23 protein-coding genes are annotated in these 18963 nt (G+C 62.3%); 22 read left to right on the forward strand and 1 reads right to left on the reverse strand.

What is annotated here, in order from left to right:
• Positions 1–64 precede the first annotated feature (64 nt).
• The 21 genes from ACP7B1_RS16095 to ACP7B1_RS16195 all read left to right on the forward strand — a co-directional run bounded on the left by ACP7B1_RS16095 (position 65) and on the right by ACP7B1_RS16195 (position 16357).
• Positions 65–625 carry a head-tail connector protein gene (locus ACP7B1_RS16095; protein ID WP_346307405.1) on the forward strand — a complete coding sequence of 187 codons (561 nt, stop codon included), beginning with the start codon at positions 65–67 and terminating at the stop codon, positions 623–625.
• Positions 625–960: a phage head closure protein gene (locus ACP7B1_RS16100; RefSeq protein WP_346307406.1), complete on the forward strand. Its 336-nt coding sequence runs from the start codon at positions 625–627 to the stop codon at positions 958–960. Before ACP7B1_RS16095 ends, ACP7B1_RS16100 begins: the two co-directional genes overlap by 1 nt.
• Positions 957–1103, forward strand: coding sequence for a hypothetical protein (locus ACP7B1_RS16105; protein ID WP_346307407.1), 147 nt, complete (start codon positions 957–959; stop codon positions 1101–1103). Before ACP7B1_RS16100 ends, ACP7B1_RS16105 begins: the two co-directional genes overlap by 4 nt.
• On the forward strand, positions 1100–1510 hold the full coding sequence (locus ACP7B1_RS16110) for a DUF3168 domain-containing protein (RefSeq protein WP_346307408.1): 411 nt from the start codon (positions 1100–1102) through the stop codon (positions 1508–1510). The genes ACP7B1_RS16105 and ACP7B1_RS16110 overlap by 4 nt, the downstream gene beginning before the upstream one ends.
• A 57-nt stretch (positions 1511–1567) precedes the next feature.
• Positions 1568–1981 carry a phage major tail protein, TP901-1 family gene (locus ACP7B1_RS16115; RefSeq protein WP_346307409.1) on the forward strand — a complete coding sequence of 138 codons (414 nt, stop codon included), beginning with the start codon at positions 1568–1570 and terminating at the stop codon, positions 1979–1981.
• Positions 1981–2319 (forward strand): gene transfer agent family protein, encoded by a 339-nt coding sequence (locus ACP7B1_RS16120; protein WP_288195043.1) that lies wholly within the window; start codon positions 1981–1983, stop codon positions 2317–2319. Before ACP7B1_RS16115 ends, ACP7B1_RS16120 begins: the two co-directional genes overlap by 1 nt.
• Complete coding sequence (locus tag ACP7B1_RS16125) at positions 2316–2537, forward strand: phage tail assembly chaperone (RefSeq protein WP_346307410.1); 222 nt, start codon at positions 2316–2318, stop codon at positions 2535–2537. Before ACP7B1_RS16120 ends, ACP7B1_RS16125 begins: the two co-directional genes overlap by 4 nt.
• 2 nt (positions 2538–2539) lie before the next feature.
• Entirely contained in the window at positions 2540–3070 is a 531-nt protein-coding gene (locus ACP7B1_RS16130; RefSeq protein ID WP_346307411.1) for a phage tail tape measure protein, read from the forward strand.
• Between the two features lie 11 nt (positions 3071–3081).
• Positions 3082–3711, forward strand: coding sequence for a DUF2460 domain-containing protein (locus ACP7B1_RS16135; RefSeq protein WP_346307412.1), 630 nt, complete (start codon positions 3082–3084; stop codon positions 3709–3711).
• On the forward strand, positions 3708–4586 hold the full coding sequence (locus ACP7B1_RS16140; protein ID WP_346307413.1) for a DUF2163 domain-containing protein: 879 nt from the start codon (positions 3708–3710) through the stop codon (positions 4584–4586). Before ACP7B1_RS16135 ends, ACP7B1_RS16140 begins: the two co-directional genes overlap by 4 nt.
• On the forward strand, positions 4583–5014 hold the full coding sequence (locus tag ACP7B1_RS16145; protein ID WP_346307414.1) for an NlpC/P60 family protein: 432 nt from the start codon (positions 4583–4585) through the stop codon (positions 5012–5014). Before ACP7B1_RS16140 ends, ACP7B1_RS16145 begins: the two co-directional genes overlap by 4 nt.
• 12 nt (positions 5015–5026) lie before the next feature.
• Positions 5027–8848, forward strand: coding sequence for a baseplate multidomain protein megatron (locus ACP7B1_RS16150; RefSeq protein ID WP_346307415.1), 3822 nt, complete (start codon positions 5027–5029; stop codon positions 8846–8848).
• Positions 8849–8876: 28 nt separating this feature from the next.
• Complete coding sequence (locus ACP7B1_RS16155) at positions 8877–9095, forward strand: hypothetical protein (RefSeq protein WP_346307416.1); 219 nt, start codon at positions 8877–8879, stop codon at positions 9093–9095.
• Between the two features lie 99 nt (positions 9096–9194).
• Positions 9195–9494: a hypothetical protein gene (locus ACP7B1_RS16160; protein ID WP_374042749.1), complete on the forward strand. Its 300-nt coding sequence runs from the start codon at positions 9195–9197 to the stop codon at positions 9492–9494.
• 52 nt (positions 9495–9546) lie between these two features.
• The gene (locus ACP7B1_RS16165; RefSeq protein WP_105736062.1) at positions 9547–10218 is read left to right on the forward strand and encodes a response regulator transcription factor; all 672 of its coding nucleotides are present in this window, start codon (positions 9547–9549) and stop codon (positions 10216–10218) included.
• 79 nt (positions 10219–10297) lie between these two features.
• Positions 10298–11641, forward strand: a complete 1344-nt coding sequence (locus ACP7B1_RS16170) for an ATP-binding protein (RefSeq protein ID WP_223612369.1) — start codon at positions 10298–10300, stop codon at positions 11639–11641.
• Positions 11642–11729: 88 nt separating this feature from the next.
• Positions 11730–12167, forward strand: coding sequence for a hypothetical protein (locus ACP7B1_RS16175; protein WP_288194122.1), 438 nt, complete (start codon positions 11730–11732; stop codon positions 12165–12167).
• A gap of 98 nt (positions 12168–12265) precedes the next feature.
• Complete coding sequence (gene ccmI, locus ACP7B1_RS16180) at positions 12266–13444, forward strand: c-type cytochrome biogenesis protein CcmI (protein WP_426137164.1); 1179 nt, start codon at positions 12266–12268, stop codon at positions 13442–13444.
• Positions 13444–13890: a cytochrome c maturation protein CcmE gene (gene ccmE, locus ACP7B1_RS16185; protein ID WP_346307418.1), complete on the forward strand. Its 447-nt coding sequence runs from the start codon at positions 13444–13446 to the stop codon at positions 13888–13890. The genes ccmI and ccmE overlap by 1 nt, the downstream gene beginning before the upstream one ends.
• Positions 13887–15881 (forward strand): heme lyase CcmF/NrfE family subunit, encoded by a 1995-nt coding sequence (locus ACP7B1_RS16190; protein WP_346307419.1) that lies wholly within the window; start codon positions 13887–13889, stop codon positions 15879–15881. Before ccmE ends, ACP7B1_RS16190 begins: the two co-directional genes overlap by 4 nt.
• Positions 15878–16357, forward strand: coding sequence for a cytochrome c-type biogenesis protein (locus ACP7B1_RS16195; RefSeq protein ID WP_346307420.1), 480 nt, complete (start codon positions 15878–15880; stop codon positions 16355–16357). The genes ACP7B1_RS16190 and ACP7B1_RS16195 overlap by 4 nt, the downstream gene beginning before the upstream one ends.
• Positions 16358–16367: 10 nt before the next feature.
• On the opposite strand, the gene ACP7B1_RS16200 is transcribed toward ACP7B1_RS16195, so the two are convergent.
• Positions 16368–17234 (reverse strand): MBL fold metallo-hydrolase, encoded by an 867-nt coding sequence (locus ACP7B1_RS16200; RefSeq protein ID WP_346307421.1) that lies wholly within the window; start codon positions 17232–17234, stop codon positions 16368–16370.
• 185 nt (positions 17235–17419) lie between these two features.
• Here ACP7B1_RS16200 and ACP7B1_RS16205 point away from each other — a divergent pair, with 185 nt between their 5' ends.
• Positions 17420–18955 carry a Do family serine endopeptidase gene (locus ACP7B1_RS16205; RefSeq protein ID WP_346307422.1) on the forward strand — a complete coding sequence of 512 codons (1536 nt, stop codon included), beginning with the start codon at positions 17420–17422 and terminating at the stop codon, positions 18953–18955.
• Positions 18956–18963: the final 8 nt, after the last annotated feature.

Genomic DNA, 18963 nt, shown 5'->3' on the forward strand with positions numbered 1-18963 from the left:
AAACAGGGATCGGCTGCACGACACTTATCCAGCCGAACGCTTCTCAACCAATGCAGGAATGTCCATGACCATCACGGTAGTAAGGCCGCCGGCTGTGGAGCCGGTGGCTCTGGCGGATCTGCGTCAGTTCCTGCGGCTGAGCGGAACCGGCGAGGATGCACTGCTTTCCGGGTTGCTGAAGGCGGCACGCGAAACACTGGAGACCCTGACCGGACTGGTGCTGATCAAACAGCAGCTGCGGTTTTACACCGACCGCTGGCCGAATGACGGCCTGATAAGAATTGATCGCTATCCCGTGCAGTCCGTCGCTGCCGTGACGGCCTACGAGCCTGACGGGGTGCCGGTCGTTCTCCCGACCGTGGCGATGCATCTGGAGGCCGCAAGCCGTCCTGCACGGCTGCACCTGCAATCTCCGGCCCATGGGCTGGGCGGATTGGAGATCGATGTCATAGCCGGTTTCGGCGAAACGGGGGTGGATGTGCCGGATGCGCTCAAACACGCACTGATGACCCTGGTTGCCCACTGGTATGAGTTTCGCGGGACCTATAGCCCGGCCGACCATCCCGCCGCCCTGACGCCGGCATTCGAGCGTGTTGTCAATCTCTGGCGAAGGGTCTCGCTCTGATGCCGACGCTGTTCATTGATCCCGGCAAACTGGCGCATGAACTGCAGCTGGAACGGGCGGTTCTTGCCGATGATGCCGTGAACGGCAGCGTCGAACAATGGCAGGAAATAGCCACCGTCTGGGCGCATATCGAGCCGGCGGGTGCAGGCATGGTGTTTTACGGCGGGCAGAGCCTGGCCGAAATCACGCATCGCATCACGCTGCGGGGACGGGGTGATGTGAAAAGCGGCATGCGCCTGCGCAAGGGAGCCCGCATTTTCCGGCTGGTGACAATTCACGATCCCGATGAAACCGGGCGATATCTCGTCTGCCGGGCACGGGTGGAGGGGCTATGAAACTGAGCCTGCAAATAACGGTAGCGGACCTCATCCGGACACTGCGCTGGCGCGCGATTGAGCTGCGCGAAGAGATGACGGACGCGTCAAGGCCGGCCGGGTACGAACAGGAAGCGCCGGACAAACGAAAGCCCGTGCGATGACCAGCGCCGGGCTTCAACTGCAAAAGGCACTGTTGCAGGTACTCAAGGCGGATGCGGGTCTCAATGAATGGGTGAACCGGCGGGTTTTCGATCATGTGCCGCAGCAGGCCGACTTTCCCTACATCACCTTCGGGACGGCCAGCACCTATGACTGGAGCACGTCTACCGAACGCGGCGGCGAGCATTTGCTGACGCTGCTTGTGTGGACACATCGGGCCAGCCGAAAAACGGTTTTCGACATTATGGATCGGATCGAGCAGCTCCTGCTGTCAGTGACGCTACCTCTGGAAGGGCACAAACTCGTCAGCATCCGCCTCGAATACGCGCAGACGGCGCTGGCCGACAACCGCGGCAGCTTCGCCGGTGTCATGCGGTACCGGGCGGTGACGGAAGAGTTTCAGCCGTAGACTTCAAACGAGCCAGGGCACCGGCCGGGTGCCCTTTTGCATGGAGGACTTCAAACAATGGGCGCCCAGAGAGGCAAGGATATCCTGCTCAAACTGCAGGATGCGGGCGGCAAGTTCGTCACCTGCGCGGGGCTGCGGTCCAACCGGATCGCCTTCAACACCGAAACCATCGATGTGACCGACGCCGATGCGGCGGGGCGGTGGCGCGAACTCCTGGGCGGCAGCGGCGTGCAGCGCGCGTCGATCAGCGGTTCAGGTCTGTTCAAGGATGCGCAATCGGACGCGCTGATCCGGCGGGCATTTTTTGCAGGCGATATCCTGGCATGGCAGATCATCCTGCCGGATTTCGGTTCCCTGCAGGGACCTTTCCAGATCACGGCGCTCGAATATGGCGGCAAGCACGATGCCGAGGTGACCTTTGACATCGCCCTGGAATCCGCCGGCCTCATCCGTTTCACCGAGGCGGCCTGATGGCAAACCGGCATCGCGGTGAAATCAGCGCCGTCCTGGACGGGCGCGAATGGACGCTGTGCCTGACGCTGGGCGCATTGGCCGAATTGGAGGACGCCTTCATGGCGGCCGACATGGGTATGCTGTTGCAGCGCTTTTCCGGCGGTACGCTTTCCGCCCGTGACGCGGCAAAGATCATTGCTGCCGGGCTGAAGGGCGGCGGCAACAGCATAACGCCGGAGGAAGCAGCGCAGATGCGGGCGGAGGGCGGGGCAACGGGCTTTGCCCGCATCGTCAGTGAACTGCTGGCGGCGACCTTCGGTGAATCAAAAACGGAGCAATCCAGCGCAAACCCTTGAATGCCGCAGCAGATTCCGGCCTCGTCTTTCCGTGGGCGGTCCTCATGGGCGCAGGCTTTGGTCTGCTGCGGCTTTCCACATATGACTTCTGGGCAATGACGCCACGGGAAATCTGCGCGGCTTTCGCGGAGCCGCCGGGACAGGCAGCCTTCTCCCGGCCGCGGTTCGAACAATTGATGCAGGCGTTTCCCGATGCACCGGCTTTGAGCGAGGAATAGCCATGAACGACAAAATGACGGTGGCGATCGACGCCGATACATCGGGTTTCGAGAAGGCATTGTCTGACCTGAAGGCGCAGTCCGAGCAATTCGGCCGTGTCCTGACCGGGTCGTTGAAAAGCGCCGTGATGAGCGGCAACGACCTCGGTGACGTGCTGCGGCAGTTGGGGCGGGACATGGCTGGCATGGCGCTGACCACCGGTATGAAATCGCTCGAAGATTGGAGCGCGTCGATGTTTTCAAGCTTGCTGGGCGCGGCAAAACCGCATGCGAAGGGTGGCGTGGTTTCCAGCCCGACTTACTTTGGTGCGGGCGGATCGCTCGGGCTGATGGGCGAAGCGGGTGCGGAGGCCATCATGCCTCTGGCCCGCGGAGCGGATGGCAGGCTGGGTATTGCTGCGCATGGAGGCGGTTCGCCGGTGCAGGTGGTCCTGCACGTGAATACGCCCGATGCAGCCTCATTCCGCAAATCGGAAGCCCAGTTGACGGGGATGCTGGCGCGCGCCGTGCACCGCGGCACGCGCACCCTATAGGAAACAACGCGATGCAGCCTTTCCATGATGTCCGGTTTCCGCTCGGCATATCCTTTGGCGCAACGGGCGGCCCGGAATGGAAGAACGAAATTGTGGCGCTGACCTCGGGACACGAACAGCGCAATGCGCGCTGGGCGTCATCACGCCATCACTACGACGCAGGAACCGGCGTACGGTCACTGGCCGATCTGGAAGAGGTCCTGAGCTTCTTCGAGGCGCGGTGCGGTTCGCTGCTTGCGTTCCGGTTCCGCGATCCTTTCGACCATCAGTCCTGCGCGGCGGGCAAGCCGATTGCCGCGACGGATCAGGTGTTGGGACAAGGTGACGGAAAGCAGGCGGCGTTCCAGCTGCAGAAACGCTATGGCGATTATCGGCGCATCATCTCCAAGCCGGTACAAGGCTCCGTGCGGGTTGCGGTGGGCGGCATTGAAAAGCAGGAGCCGGCTGATTTTACGGTCGATGTGCTGACGGGCCAAATCGTGTTCAAACCAGACCGCATACCACCCGCAGGAACGTCTGTGACCGCCGGCTTTGCCTTTGACGTTCCCGTCCGCTTCGATACGGACCGGCTGACCATCAGCGTCAAATCGTTCAACGCGGGTGAAATCCCGACCATTCCGATCATCGAGGTGAAGGCATGAACCCCCTTTCTCCCGAGCTTGAATCACATCTTGCAGGTGATGTGACAACCCATTGCTTTTGCTGGATCATCCGTCGAAAGGATGGCGTCCTCCTCGGTTTCACCGACCATGACCGGCTATTGAGCATCGAGGACGTGCGCTGTGAACCGCAGACGGGTCTGACGGCCAGCGAGGCGACAAGTGCGCTGGGGCTCGCTGTTGATGGCGCGGAAGTCGAGGGTGCCCTGTCATCCCTCGGCATTACCGATAGCGGCGTGGAATCCGGTGCATTCGACGACGCCCTTGTCGAGACATTTATCGTCAATTGGGCGGCACCGCAGCAGCGGGTCCTTTTGCGGCGGGCAAGGATAGGCACCGTTACCCGCAGCGGCAACCGTTTCGTGGCGGAGCTGAAAAGCAGCGCCGTCGACCTCGACAAGGTGAAGGGACGGCGGATCACGCGGCTGTGCGATGCGGAGCTCGGTGATGCGCGCTGCGGCTATCGCAGCGATGACGAGAAGGGCAGCGTTTCCGGCGTGATATCCGACCGCGCCTTTCTGGCGAGCGGCCTGCACGCCGCCGCCGCGAACTGGTTCCGCAATGGCGTGCTCACCTGGACTTCCGGCGGCAAAGCCGGCCGCACCAACGTGGTGACCGGGCAGGAGATGGCGGGGAATGACATCCGGCTCGATCTGCGCGATGCGCCGGTGCCGGACATGCAGGCGGGCGATACATTTTCGCTGCTGCCAGGCTGCGACAAGAGCTTTGGCACCTGCAAGACAAAGTTCAGCAATACAGCCAATTTTCGCGGATTTCCGCATCTGCCTGGCAATGACGCCGCCTATAATTATGCCGACGGATCGGGCAATTTCGACGGCGGCGTGCTGGTGCCATGACCATCGCAATCGACGTTGTCGCCGAAGCACGTCGCTGGATTGGTACGCCATACCGGCATGGCGGCTCCACGCTCCACGTCGGCTGCGATTGCCTTGGGCTGGTGCGTGGCATCTGGCGCACGCTTTACGGATGCGAACCGGAAGAGATTCCCGTCTATTCCGCTGACTGGGCGGAAGCAGGACACGGCGATCCGCTCGTCCAGGCAGCGAGACGTCACATGGCCGAGAAGGCCGTGCAGGGTGTGGACGCGGGCGATCTCATCCTCTTCCGCTGGCGGGACGGCATGGCAGCCAAGCATCTCGGCATTTTGACGGGCGAGGAACACTTCATTCACGCCTATGAGGGGCACAGGATCATGGAATCGGCGCTGGTGCCGCAATGGCGAAAACGCATCGCGGCGGTCTTCGCCTTTCCCCTCCGCAGATAGGAACCACCCGGCATGGCCACGCTTATTCTTCAAGGAGTCGGAGCCTATATCGGCAGTGCCGTAACTTCGCTGGGCGCCTATCTGATTGATCGGGCTTTCTCCGGCACAAAGCCAATCGAGGGTCCCCGGCTGGCTGCCATGAAGCCGATGACCGCCGAGGAAGGGGCCGCCTTGCCGAAAGTCTACGGCTCGGTGCGGTTGACCGGCACCCTGATCTGGGCGACCCGCTTCGAGGAGGTGAAGTCCAGGCGCCGGACCGGTGCCAAGGGCGGACCGAAGGTGACGGAGTATTCCTATGTCGGCAATTTTGCCATTGCCCTGGCGGAGGGCGAAATCAGCCTTGTCAGGCGGATCTGGGCCGACGGCAGGGAAGTGGACCAGAATGCATTGACCCTGCGCGTTCACAAGGGCGGTGCGTCACAATTGTCCGACCCGCTGATCGAGGCGAAACAGGGAACCGGCAACGCGCCGGCCTATCGCAACACCGCCTATGTGGTGTTCGAACGGTTTCCGCTTGAGATGTATGGCAACCGCATACCGCAATTCCAGTTCGAGGTGGTGCGCGCCATCGGTACGCTTGCCCGCGATCTCAAGGCGGTCGCGCTCATTCCAGGGGCCACCGAATTCGGCCTGTCACCGACGCCGGTCACCTGCGAGCCCGCAGCCGGCGAAACGCGCGGCCTGAACCGCAATTGCCTGCGCGGCGCAACCGACTGGCAGGCTTCGCTCGACGAACTGCAGGCGCTTTGTCCGAGCCTGGAAAACGTTGCCATTGTCGTGCCGTGGTTCGGCACGGATCTGCGCGCTGGCCATTGCCGCATCCGGCCGGGCGTGATGGACCGCGAGGGCTATGACGAAAGCGAGGCATGGCGTGCCGGCGATGTCGCCCGCGACGAGGCCCATCTGATGTCGCGCAGCGGCGATTGTGCTGCCTATGGCGGTACGCCGTCGGATCGCAGCGTGACCGAGGCGATCCGCGCGGCGAAGGCGCGGGGCCTGAAAGTGACGCTTTATCCGTTCCTGATGCTTGATATCGCCGCCGATAACACATTGCCCGATCCCCATGGCGGCGCCCGGCAGGCGGCCTATCCGTGGCGCGGCCGCATCAGTTGTCACCCCGCGCCCTATCGGCCGGGCAGCAGCAACGGCACGGCTGCGGCGGCCGCCGAGGTCGCCGCTTTCCTGGGGGCCGCCGAAATCCGCTCGTTCGGAACCGATGACGGATCGGTGATCTATCACGGTGAGGGCGATGACTGGGGGTATCGGCGTTTCATCCTGCATCTGGCGCATCTTGCCGTTTGCGCCGGCGGTGTGGATGCGTTTCTTCTCGGCTCGGAGCTGTGCGGTCTGACGGGTATCAGGGGAACGGGTGACAGTTTTCCCTTTGTCTCCGGCCTGTGCACGCTGGCGGACGATGTCCGCACCGTGCTCGGCAGTGGCTGTATTTTGACCTACGGCGCGGACTGGACCGAATATTTCGGTCATCACCCGCAGGACGGATCGAACGACGCCTTTTTCCATCTTGATCCGCTCTGGGCGCATCCGGCCATCGGTGCGGTCGGGATCGACAATTACATGCCGCTCAGCGACTGGCGCGACGAGGACTACAGCGCCTCGGGCGCCAACGGTTTTTCCGGCCCCTATGACCTAGCGGCGCTGCAAAGCCAGATTGCCGCCGGCGAGGGCTTTGACTGGTACTATGCAACAGATGCGGATCGAACCGCGCGGCGGCGCACGCCGATCACCGACGGCTCGGGCAAGCCTTGGGTCTACCGCTACAAGGACATCGAGGCCTGGTGGAAAAACCCGCATTACAACCGCAAGGGCGGCGTCGAGAGCGCCAATGCCACGGCGTGGCAGCCAATGGGTAAGCCGGTCTGGCAGACGGAACTGGGCTGTCCGGCGGTCGACAAGGGCCCCAATCAGCCCAATGTCTTTCCCGATGCCAAATCCTCCGAGGGGGCGTTTCCGTATTTTTCCGATCACGGCCGCAGCGACCTCGCGCAGAACCGTTTTCTGCGTGCCCATCTAGACCATTGGCGCAGCCATGGCGGCGCCATGCTGAACACGAGCCGCGTCTATGTCTGGGCCTGGGATACGAGGCCGTTTCCTGAATTTCCCCTCAACCGCAAGCTCTGGTCCGATGGCGACAACTGGACCTCGGGGCATTGGCTGAACGGCAGGCTTTCCGGGGTTGCGCTCGATGAGCTGATTGGCGCTGTTCTCGCCGATTTCGGTCTTGCCGGGGTGGATGCGAGTGCGGCCGATGGCTTTGTCAGCGGTTTGATCGTCGAAGAGCCCGCACATGCCCGGTCGGTCCTTGAGCCGCTGCTGGAGGTGTTTGGTATCAACGCCTTCGAAGACGGTGCGACGCTGGTGTTTCAAAGCGCGGCGCGTGTTCCCGCGCAAACCGCGCTGATCGATGAATGCGTCGAGCCCGATGACAGGGGGCCGGTGCAGCGAAAGCTGCATGAAATCATGGAGCAGCCCGCCCGGGTCGAAATCGCCTATCGCGATCCGATGCTCGACTATCAGGTGGCGATGGCATCCGCCGGCAGGCCGGACGGCAAGGGAACGGAAAATCTCGCCGTTGCGGCCATGCTTGAGGCCGGTCAGGTCAAAGGCTTGGCGGAGGACTGGCTGCAGGCACGCCGTGCCGCCCGGCGGACCATATCGTTCGAATTGCCATGGAAACATGCCGCATTGAAGGTGGGCAGCCGCATACGGCTGGATGGCTCCATGCCAGTCAAGGATTATCTCGTCACCTCCATTGAAGACGGTGCAACCCGCCGGGTCGAGGCAAAAGGCTTGCCCCGGCATGTGCGGCACGCGGACCGGGCGGGATTGCCCGCTTCAACGGGGGTGGCAACGACGGTGTTCGGCCGTCCGCGTTTTCATCTGTGCGATCTGCCGATGTGGCCGGGTGCTGAAAATCCGCTTGATCAATTGCGGGTTGCCGCCTTTGCCAGGCCATGGGCGGGCGCATCCGTTCACGCCTCGCCGGAAGACACCGGTTTTGAGGCGCGGGCCGCGCTGCCGGAGCGGGCGGTGATGGGCAGGCTGGCGCAAACGCTGCCGGGCGGTGTCAGCGGCCGCCTGCTCGGCAATGCCGGTCTGGAGGTCGATCTTGACTTTGGCGAGCTGCGTTCCACCACGCTGCCACAGCTCTTCAACGGGGCGAATTCAGCCCTTCTGGCATCCCCCGACGGTCAATGGGAAATCCTGCAATTCCTCCACGCCGAGGAGGTTGCTGCCGACCGGTGGCGTCTGTCCGGCCTGCTGCGCGGGCAATGCGGAACCGAACGGGAGGCGCTGCAGCCACGGGAAAAGGGTGCGCCGTTCATCCTTCTGGACGGTGCGGTGATGCCGGCGGGATTGAAAGCCCGGGAAACGGGCTTGGCCCTGCGCTGGCGCATTGGTGCGGCGGGCCAGGATTTTTCCGACCGCTATTTCAGCACGGTGACAATGACCGGAGGCATCCGGGCGCTCGAGCCGCTCGAACCTGTCCACCTCAGCGGCAGGGCAGATGAGCAGGGCAATCTGCATATTGCCTGGATACGGCGCGGGCGCATCGATGCGGACAGCTGGCTGGCTGCGGAAATTCCGTTGGGTGAGGAGCGCGAGGCCTATCGGATCGAAATACGGAGCAGCGGCAAATTGATCCGGTCGGCCGAGGTTGCGCGACCGGAATGGCTTTATCCGGCGGCGCTGCGCCTGGCGGATTTCGGCAGTCTTGCAAGCGCAGTCGATTTCAGCGTTGCCATGATTTCCAGTGCTGCCGGTGCGGGCAGATACGCCCGGGCCATTTTTGATACGTCGACAAAAGTCCTTTAAAATCAAACTGTTTCAAAAGGAATTGATTATGACCAATGAAAAACAATGGTACCTGTCAAAGACCGTCTGGGCAGCAATCGCAACGATCGTCCTGTCCTGTTCAAGCTTCTTCAACGTGTCGCTGGATCATGACCTCGAGGCCCGGCTTGCCGATACCATCATGCAGTTTCTGACGGCGCTCAGCGGCATCGCCGCGCTTTTTGGCCGGTTGAGTGCAACGGCGCTCATTTCACGTAAAGAAATATGATGTTAAAAGACGTGACCTGTGGCAAACCTGTTATCAAAGGCTCACGCCACGTCCAACTGTTCATGCATCGTTCAGACTGCGATTGATAATAATAGCGCCATGATGAAACACACACTTTTCTCCTTGCCCCTAGCGGCCCTGATTTCAGCATCCGGCGTGCTTCATGCCGGGGCTGTTCCGATTGCACCCGATGCATCGCAGAACGGTGCGTTGCTTCAGCTGGCTGCGGCCGACTGCTCGCAGGTCGGCCAGCAGGTGGCCCAGTCCCAGGGAGGCACCCTGGCGCGCGCCACCTCGCAGACGCAGAACGGCCGCGAGGTTTGCGTGGTCGTGGTGCTCATTCCCGGCAAGGATGGTGAACGTCCGCGCCGCGTCGAGGTTGCGGTTCCAGCGAACTGAACCGGATGCCGTTTGATCTGTTGTTCAGCCTGTCCGGCGGGGAAAGTTGTGCATGAGAATACTCATCGTTGAAGATGACCGTGATCTGAATCGCCAGCTGGTCGAGGCAACGACCGAAGCCGGCTATGTGGTGGATCACGCTTTCGACGGCGAAGAGGGGCATTTTCTCGGCGATACGGAACCCTACGACGCGGTGATCCTCGATATCGGCCTGCCGCAGATGGACGGGCTGACTGTGCTCGAGAAGTGGCGGCGCGACGGGCGCATTATGCCCGTGCTGTTGCTGACGGCACGCGACCGCTGGAGCGACAAGGTGGCCGGCATCGATGCCGGGGCCGATGACTACGTCGCCAAGCCGTTTCACATCGAGGAAGTGCTGGCGCGCCTGCGCGCGCTGATTCGCCGGGCGGCGGGGCATGCCTCGTCGGAAATCACCTGCGGTCCGCTACGCCTTGATACCAAGACGTCGAAGGCGGCGGTTAACGGCACAACGCTGAAGCTGACCTCGCACGAATTCCGCCTGTTGTCCTATCTCATGCACCACATGGACGAGGTCGTTTCGCGCACCGAACTGGTGGAGCACCTCTACGATCAGGATTTCGACCGCGATTCGAACACGATTGAAGTGTTTGTCGGGCGTCTGCGCAAGAAAATGGGTATCGATCTGATCGAAACCATCCGCGGCATGGGCTATCGTATCAAATCCCAGGACAACAAGGCCTGACGGGCAGGAGCAGGGCACACGCGTGATCATACGGCTGACCCGCTACCTCCCCAATGTCCGGTCACTTTCCCTGCGCGTCATCCTCTTCTCGACGCTGTGGACCATCGTATCCTTCGTTGCCATCGCCACCATCATTTCGGCGCTCTATGGCGAAGCGCGCCAGCACAGCTTCCAGCAGCTGCTTTCGGCGCATCTGTTCAGCGTCATCGCTTCCGTCAGCGTGAATGACGGCACGCTGGTCGGACGGCCGGACCCCGGCGAAGTGCGCTATTCCAGCCCGTTTTCCGGCTGGTACTGGTCCGTCGATCCGGTCGCGGACAATCTCAAGGGGTCGCTGCGGTCGATCTCGCTGGGCGGAAAGAGCATCGATTCCCCGTCAACCCTGATGGTTCCCTTCGATACATCGTTCCAGCGCTCCTATACGGAGCCCGGCCTGAAGGGCGAACAGCTCTCCATCGTCGAAACGGAAGTGGTGCTGGATGCGGAAAACCGCGTCGCCCGGTTTCGTGTGATGGGCAATCTGAGCGAGCTGGAAGGCGAAATCGCCGATTTCCGCAACACGCTTTATTTCTATCTCGGCGTTTTCGGCATTGCCGGAACGCTGATCAATGCGGCTGTCATCCTGTTCGGCTTGCGCCCGCTTGACCGCGTGCGCCGTTCGCTCGCCGATATCCGTGAGGGCAAGGTTTCGCGGCTTGACGAGGATCTGCCCATCGAGATTGCGCCGCTTGCGCGTGAAATGAATGCGCTGATCGAAAACAACCGGCGCATCATGGAGCGCTCGCGCACGCAGGTGGGCAATCTCGCCCATTCCCTGAAAACGCCCCTGTCGGTTCTGGCCAATGAAAGCCGGACGATTGGCGGCGTAAAGGGCAAGATCGTCGCCGAACAAAGCGCGGCCATGCAGGTGCAGATTCAGCACTATCTGCAGCGGGCCCGCGTGGCGGCGCAGCGCGACAGCGTGGTCTTTCGCGCGTCCGTCACCCCGATCCTGACGCGTCTGGTGCGTGTCACCGCCAAGCTCAATCCGGGCATGGATATGCGCTTCGACAACAGGATGCCCGATGCCGTGTTTGCGGGCGAGCAGGAAGACCTTGAGGAAATCGTCGGCAATCTTCTGGAAAATGCCGGGAAATGGGGACGCAGCGCCATCCGGCTTACAGTGTCGGCCGCCAATCGGGAAACCATGGACAATGCATTCGATATCAGCGTCGAAGATGACGGTCCGGGTCTCGCGCCCGGCCAGATCAAGGACGCACTGACACGCGGAAAACGCCTGGATGAGAGCAAGCCGGGAACCGGCCTCGGGCTGTCCATCGTCCATGACACCGTGCGCGAATACGGCGGAACGCTGCGCCTGGAACGCAGCGAGGACCTCGGCGGTTTGCGCGCGCGGATCACGCTTCCGGTGGCCGGCGACTGAATGGCGCTTGCAACGGCACACCCAATCGGGTCATAAGTAATTGCCAGCTATTGCCTTTGTTGCGAGGCCCCGTAAAAACGGACCCATGATGAAATCCCAGATTGCTCTTTCGCTTATTGCCGTTCTTCTTCTCTCCGCGTGCTCGACCACGTCCGGCGCCAAGGGTGGAGGCACCTTTGCCCGCCTGACCGGCAAATCGTCCCAGCCGGCGACCTCGGGCGTGCTTGCGCCGCTCGGCAATGGCCTGCTCGGCAGCCGCCTGGCGGCTTCGCTCGATCCGGCTGACCGCAAGAGCGCGCTTCAGGCCGAATATCAGGCGCTGGAATATTCGCCTGCCGGCAAGGCTGTCGACTGGAAGAACAGTTCGGGTAGCCGCAGCGGCGAAGTAGTGGCGGCGCAGCCATACCAAGTCGGCTCGCAGAACTGCCGCCAGTATACCCACACCATCCGCATCGACGGAACGCCGCAGACGTCACGCGGGACGGCCTGCCGCAACGAAGACGGCAGCTGGACGCCGCTGATCTGACGCTTCCATAGCCCGATCATTTGCCCGCTTTGCGGCGAATTGCCCTAGCCGTGAAATCCATTTGGATTTTACGGCGCTTGCAGACTATGTCTCAACGCATGGTTTTCTGGATTTCTGCCGCACTGTTGACCGTTATCGCAACGCTCGTGGTGCTATTGCCGCTGACACGCCGCGTCAAAACAAGCGTGTCGGACAACACATATGATGTCGAGGTTTACCGTGACCAGTTGCGGGAGCTGGAGGCTGATGAGAAGCGCGGCATCATCGATGCTGCCAGCAGCGAACAGGCGCGCGCTGAAATCAGCCGGCGTCTGCTGAAGTCGGCTGCCGCCGCCGAAGCCGACAAAACGGTCTATCGCCCGCAGAAGAGCGCCACCCGCGAATGGCTGACGCTGGTGACCGTGCTGGCCATCCCGCTGCTTTCCTGGAGCATTTATGCCAAGACCGGCTCGCCGGATCTGCCTGCGCAGCCTCTGGCCGAGCGCCTGTCCCGTCCGGCGGATCAGGCGACACCTGCCGAACTGATTGCCCGTGCCGAAGCGCATCTCACCCTCAATCCCGATGACGGGCAGGGATGGGAAGTGCTGGCGCCGATCTACCTGCGCACGGGACGCCCCGCCGATGCGGTGACCGCCTACCGCAATGCCATCCGCCTGAACGGCGACAGCGGTCCGCGCCAAATGGGTCTGGGTGAAGCGTTGAGCGCCGTAGCGGGCGGCACGATGACGCCCGAGGCGGAAGCCAGTTTCAACCGGGCGCTCACGCTCAATCCCGGCGATATGCGCCCGCAGTTCTTCATCATCAACGGCTGGATGCAGCAGGGCAAGCTGGTTGAATCGCGCGACCTGATCCGCAAGCTGCTGGTCGATGCGCCCAGCGACGTGCCGTGGCGCGACGAGGCACAGGCGGCGTTGACACGGCTCGACAAGGAGATCGCCGGCGATGCGCCCGATGTCAGCGACATCGACAGGGCGACAGGTCCCGATGCGTCGCAGGTCGAGGCGGCGGCCGGGATGAATGTGCAGGATCGCGCCGCCATGATTGAGGGCATGGTCTCCAGCCTTGCCGAAAAACTCAAGCAATCGCCCGACGATGTCGAGGGCTGGGAAAAGCTGGTCCGATCCTATGTGGTTCTCAACCGCCCCAACGATGCGCTGGAAGCGCTGGCGAATGCTCGCAAAGTGTTGAGCGCCGACAAGGTTGCGCGTCTCGACGCAGTCGCCGATGATCTGGGCCTGGTGGAACAGCCCGGCGACACGCCGCGGGAGAAGAAATAATGACGCGCAAGCAGAAACGGCTTTCGGTGATCGGCGGCGCCCTGGTGGTGCTGGCCTGCGCGGCCGGCCTGGTGCTGTTTGCGCTGCAGCAGCGGATCGCGTTTTTCCGCATGCCGTCGGATATCGCCGCTGCGGACCTGCAGTCGGAATCGCGGTTCCGGCTGGGCGGCCTGGTTGAAAAGGGCAGCGTGGTGCGCGGCACGGGCACACGGATCACCTTTGCCGTCACCGATCACATCAAGAGCGTTCCCGTGACCTATGACGGTATCCTTCCCGATCTCTTCCGTGAGGATCAGGGCGTGGTGATCGAGGGCACGTTTGCGCCGGGCGGTGCGTTTCAGGCGGACAGCGTGCTTGCCAAGCATGATGAAAACTATATGCCCAAGGAAGTTGCCGACAGTCTGAAGGCCAAGGGCGTCTGGCAGGGGGAGAACAAGCAGCCATGACCGTTGAGCTCGGACATTTCGCACTGGTTCTGGCGCTCGCCCTGTCCATCGTGCAGGCTGTGGTGCCCGTGTGGGGTGCGCGGCGTAATGATGACCGCATGATGGCCGTTGCCGTTCCCGCTGCCTTCACGGTCTTTGCCCTGATCGCACTTGCCTTTGTCGCACTGACATCCGCCTACGTCGTGTCGGATTTCTCCCTGCAGAATGTCTGGGAGAACTCGCATTCGCAAAAGCCGATGCTGTACAAGATCACCGGCGTCTGGGGCAATCATGAAGGCTCCATGCTGCTGTGGGTACTCATCCTGACGTTCTTCAGCGCGCTGGTTGCCTTTTTCGGCAACAATCTGCCGCCTTCGCTCAAAGCCAATGTGCTGGGTGTGCAGGCCTGGATCGGCTCGGCCTTCCTGCTGTTCATCGTTGCCACATCCAATCCGTTCACACGTACCAGTCCTGCACCGATCGAAGGGCAGGACCTCAACCCGATCCTGCAGGACATTGGTCTCGCCATCCATCCGCCGCTGCTTTACCTCGGCTATGTCGGCTTTTCCGTCTGTTTCTCCTTTGCCGTGGCGGCGCTCATCGACGGGCGTATCGACGCCGCCTGGGCGCGCTGGGTGCGCCCATGGACGCTGACGGCCTGGATGTTCCTGACCGGCGGCATCGCCATGGGTTCCTACTGGGCCTATTACGAGCTTGGCTGGGGCGGCTGGTGGTTCTGGGACCCGGTTGAAAACGCCTCGTTCATGCCGTGGCTGGCGGGAACGGCGCTGCTGCACTCGGCCCTGGTGATGGAAAAGCGCTCTGCCCTGAAAATCTGGACGGTGCTGCTCGCCATCCTGACCTTCTCCCTGTCGCTGCTCGGCACCTTCCTCGTCCGCTCTGGTGTCCTCACTTCGGTGCATACCTTCGCCACCGATCCGGGCCGCGGCCTGTTCATTCTTGCCATTCTCGTGCTTTTTATCGGCGGATCGCTGGCGCTGTTCGCGCGCCGTGCCCAGACGCTCGCGCCGGGCGGGCTGTTCCAGCCGATCTCACGGGAAGGGGCGCTGGTGTTCAACAACCTCTTCCTGACGACGGCGACCGCAACGGTACTGATCGGCACGCTCTATCCGCTGCTCCTGGAAACATTGACCGGCGAAAAGATTTCCGTCGGGCCGCCGTTTTTCAACATGACCTTTGGTCCGCTGATGATCCCGCTGCTCGCCGCCGTGCCGTTCGGACCGCTGCTGGCATGGAAGCGCGGTGATATCCTTGGCGTCGCCCAGCGGCTGATGATGGCATTCTTCCTCGCCCTGCTGGTGGTGGCCGTGGTTCTCTACAAGACCTCGGGCACGGCGGTCTTCTCGGCGTTCGGCATCGGCCTGGCGTTCTGGTTGATGCTGGGCGCACTTACCGATCTTTCCCTGAAAGCCGGTTTTGGCAAGGCGCCCGTCAGCGTCATGCTGCGGCGGCTCGCCGGCCTGCCGAAATCGGTGTTCGGCACCGCCTTCGCCCATTTCGGCCTTGGCGTCACCCTCCTGGGCATCGTTGTCGTCTCGACGTTTGCCACGGAAGATGTGACGGTGATGAAGCCGGGCCAGACCGTCCGGGTCGCCGATTACACGCTGCGCTTTGACCGCATCGATCCGGTCAAGGATTCGAATTTCACCGAGGATCAGGGCAAGTTCACCATCCTCGACAGCGCGGCGCGGGAGGTGGACACGATGATGTCGTCCAAGCGCTTCTACCCCGTGCGCAAGATGCAGACCACCGAGGCGGGCATTAAGACATTCCTCTTCAGCCAGCTCTATGTCTCGCTGGGTGACGCCACGCCGGATGGCGGCATGGTCGTGCGCGTCTGGTGGAAACCCTATGTCACGCTGATCTGGCTCGGCGCGCTGGTGATGATGGCCGGCGGTGCCATGTCCCTGGCTGACCGGCGCCTGCGGGTCGGCGCACCCGGCAAGGCAAAAGCTGCCAAGCCGCAGCGGGCGAGGGGAGCCGTGGCATGAGGCGCGCGCTCGCCGCGGTTTTGCTGTTGCTGACGGCCCTGAGCTTCGCGGCGACCGGCGCACGCGCCGTCTCGCCCGACGAGATGCTGGCCAACCCGGCACTGGAGACACGGGCGCGCACCCTCTCCACCGAGCTGCGCTGCATGGTGTGCCAGAACCAGTCGATCGATGATTCCAACGCGGACCTGGCCAGGGATTTGCGCGTGCTGGTGCGTGAACGGCTGACGGCAGGCGATACGGACGAGCAGGTGCTTGATTTCATCGTCGCCCGCTACGGCGAATTCGTCCTCCTGAAGCCGCGCCTGATGCTGAGCACGATCCTGCTGTGGGGTTTTCCCGTTGCGGCACTGGTTGCCGGTGCAATCGCCATCGTGGTTTCGATTCGCCGCCGCCGCCGTTCTCCTCTGGAAACGCCGCCGCTGTCCGACAGCGAAAAGAAGCAGCTCAAGAAACTCCTGGCTGCTTCCAACGATTGATCCGCAACCGCTATGTGCGATGCGCGCCGATGACCGATTCCACATTCTGCCTGTGGACCGGCTCGTAGGGTGCGTAATAGGTCAGCACGCCCGAACGGAAATCGTCCGCGGTAAACGCCTGCAGGTCATCGCCAGCCAGTTCCGGCTCGTTGCGCAGGCGCATCAGCTTGCTGACATAGCGCCCCGTGGCGGCAATCAGCTCCGGCCCGTAGCCGCCGGCCACGATCACATTCTCCGCGCCGTGATTGGGCAGGATTTTTTCGATATCCCAGGTTGAAATCCGTTCCAGATCGAGCAGGTGGTTTTCCAGCCGGTTCGGTTCCGCCACATAGGTGATCGGCTCTTCCAGCGTGTCACCGGCAAACAGCAACTTCAGATGCGGCAGGATCATCACCGTGCCGTCGTGGCTGTGAATATCCACGTGGCGCAGCTGCACCGCGATGTCGCCGATCTTCAGGTCGCGCTCGCCCGTGAAGATGCTGTTGGGCATGACCAGCGGCCGGATGGGCGGCGTGCCGTTCTCCAGCCGTTCCCTGTTGTCGGTGAGCGCCTTGGCCGTCAGGTCATTGGCGATGATCTCGCAATCGGCAAACACCGCATTGCCCGCCACATGATCCACATGCCAATGGCTGAGCACCACGCGGATGTGCCGCACGCCTGCCTCCTGCAGCGTGTTGCGGATCAGCGCCGCATGCTGGTTTGAAATACTGGTGTCATAAACAAGAGCTTCCTCGCCGGAAACGATGGCGTAGGAACACAGGCCAAGCGTATAGGCTCCGTCATCCAGCCAGTTCGGATCGGCGGAATAGGCGCGCGCGCCGTCTATCCTGCCATCGTAAAATGCATAAACGCCCGGATAGGGCTGGTGCGTACGCATTGTGGATCCGAGCGGCGGCATTGATGGCATATGGGCTATCCTCCAGTGGCTGACGAATCGCAGCGCCAGAAAATTATCTTACAAATTTGTCATGTTGCGGAAATGGCGGCGTAACGTTCTTATCTGTATCACTGTTGGTTATTAAACGGTCGGATTTCCGATCGGGCGTCCAAGGAGAAAGTTTTATGTCTAACAATCGTACGTCCTCCACATACCGCAAGGGCATTGCTGCCGCGCTGCTCGCCTCGGCGCTCGCCGGGGGACTGCTGGCCACAGGCCCGCTCGCTGCCGTTGTGCCTGCGCAGGCTGAAGCCGTGCGTGTAGACGGCGCGCAGCAGCCTGGCTTTGCCGATGTCGTTGAAAAGGTGAGCCCCGCTGTTGTCAGTGTCAGGGTGAAGAGCTCCGTCCAGCAGACCGCCGATGACGGTTCGGGCATTCCCGGCTTCGACCAGCTTCCCGACAATCATCCGCTCAAGCGCTTCTTCTATGAATTCGGCGGCCCGAACGGTCAGCGTGGCATGCAGCCGCGCAAAGGTCAGCGCGATCACCAGAACCGTCCGGACCGCATGCGTCCCACCGCCCAGGGCTCCGGCTTCTTCATTTCGGAGGATGGCTATCTCGTCACCAATGACCATGTGGTCGAAGACGGCAGCACCTACACCGTTGTGCTCAATGACGGCACCGAACTCGATGCAAAGCTGATCGGCAAGGACAAGCGCACCGATCTCGCCGTTCTGAAGGTCGACGACAAGCGCAAGTTCACCTACGTGTCCTTCGGCGATGACAACAAGATGCGTGTCGGCCAGTGGGTCGTTGCGGTCGGCAATCCCTTCGGTCTCGGCGGCACGGTGACGGCCGGTATCATTTCGGCCCGCGGCCGCGATATCGGCGCCGGTCCCTATGACGACTTCCTGCAGATCGATGCGGCCGTCAACAAGGGCAATTCCGGCGGTCCGGCTTTCAACCTGAACGGTGAAGTCGTCGGCATCAACACCGCGATCTATTCGCCGTCCGGCGGCAGCGTCGGCATCGCCTTCGCCATCCCGTCGACGACGGCCAAGATGGTCGTCGACCAGCTGATCAAGACCGGCACCGTCTCCCGTGGCTGGATCGGTGTGCAGATACAGCCGGTCAGCAAGGAAATCGCCGAATCGCTTGGCCTTTCCGAAGAGAAGGGTGCGCTGGTCGCCGAACCGCAGTCCGATGGGCCCGCTGCCAAGGCTGGTATCCAGTCGGGCGACGTGATCACCGCCGTCAATGGCGAGACGGTCTCCGATCCGCGTGATCTGGCCAAGAAGATTGCCGCGATCAATCCGGGCAAGGATGCCGAGCTGACCGTCTGGCGCAAGGGCGAGGCCAAGTCGCTCAACGTGTCGATCAAGTCGATGCCCGGCGATGACAAGCAGGCATCGAACAAGGACAGCGGCGGCAAGCATCAGGATCCGGCTTCGGTGCTGGATGATTACGGCCTGACGGTTGTTCCTTCCGACGATGGCAAGGGTGTCGTGGTGACCGATGTGGATCGCTCCGGCGATGCCGCCGACAAGGGCATCACGACCGGCGACATCATCGTCTCGGTCAACAACAAGCCGGTCAAGAGCGGCTCTGACATCGATGCGGCGATTGCCGAAGCGACGAAGAGCGGACGCAAGGCCGTTCTCCTGCAGGTGCAGACCAACGACCAGTCGCGGTTCGTGGCCCTGCCCATCAACCAGGGCTAAGCGGTCCG

Source organism: Phyllobacterium sp. SL163 (genome assembly GCF_049896885.1).
In the GTDB taxonomy this organism is placed as follows: Bacteria; Pseudomonadota; Alphaproteobacteria; order Rhizobiales; family Rhizobiaceae; genus Phyllobacterium; species Phyllobacterium calauticae.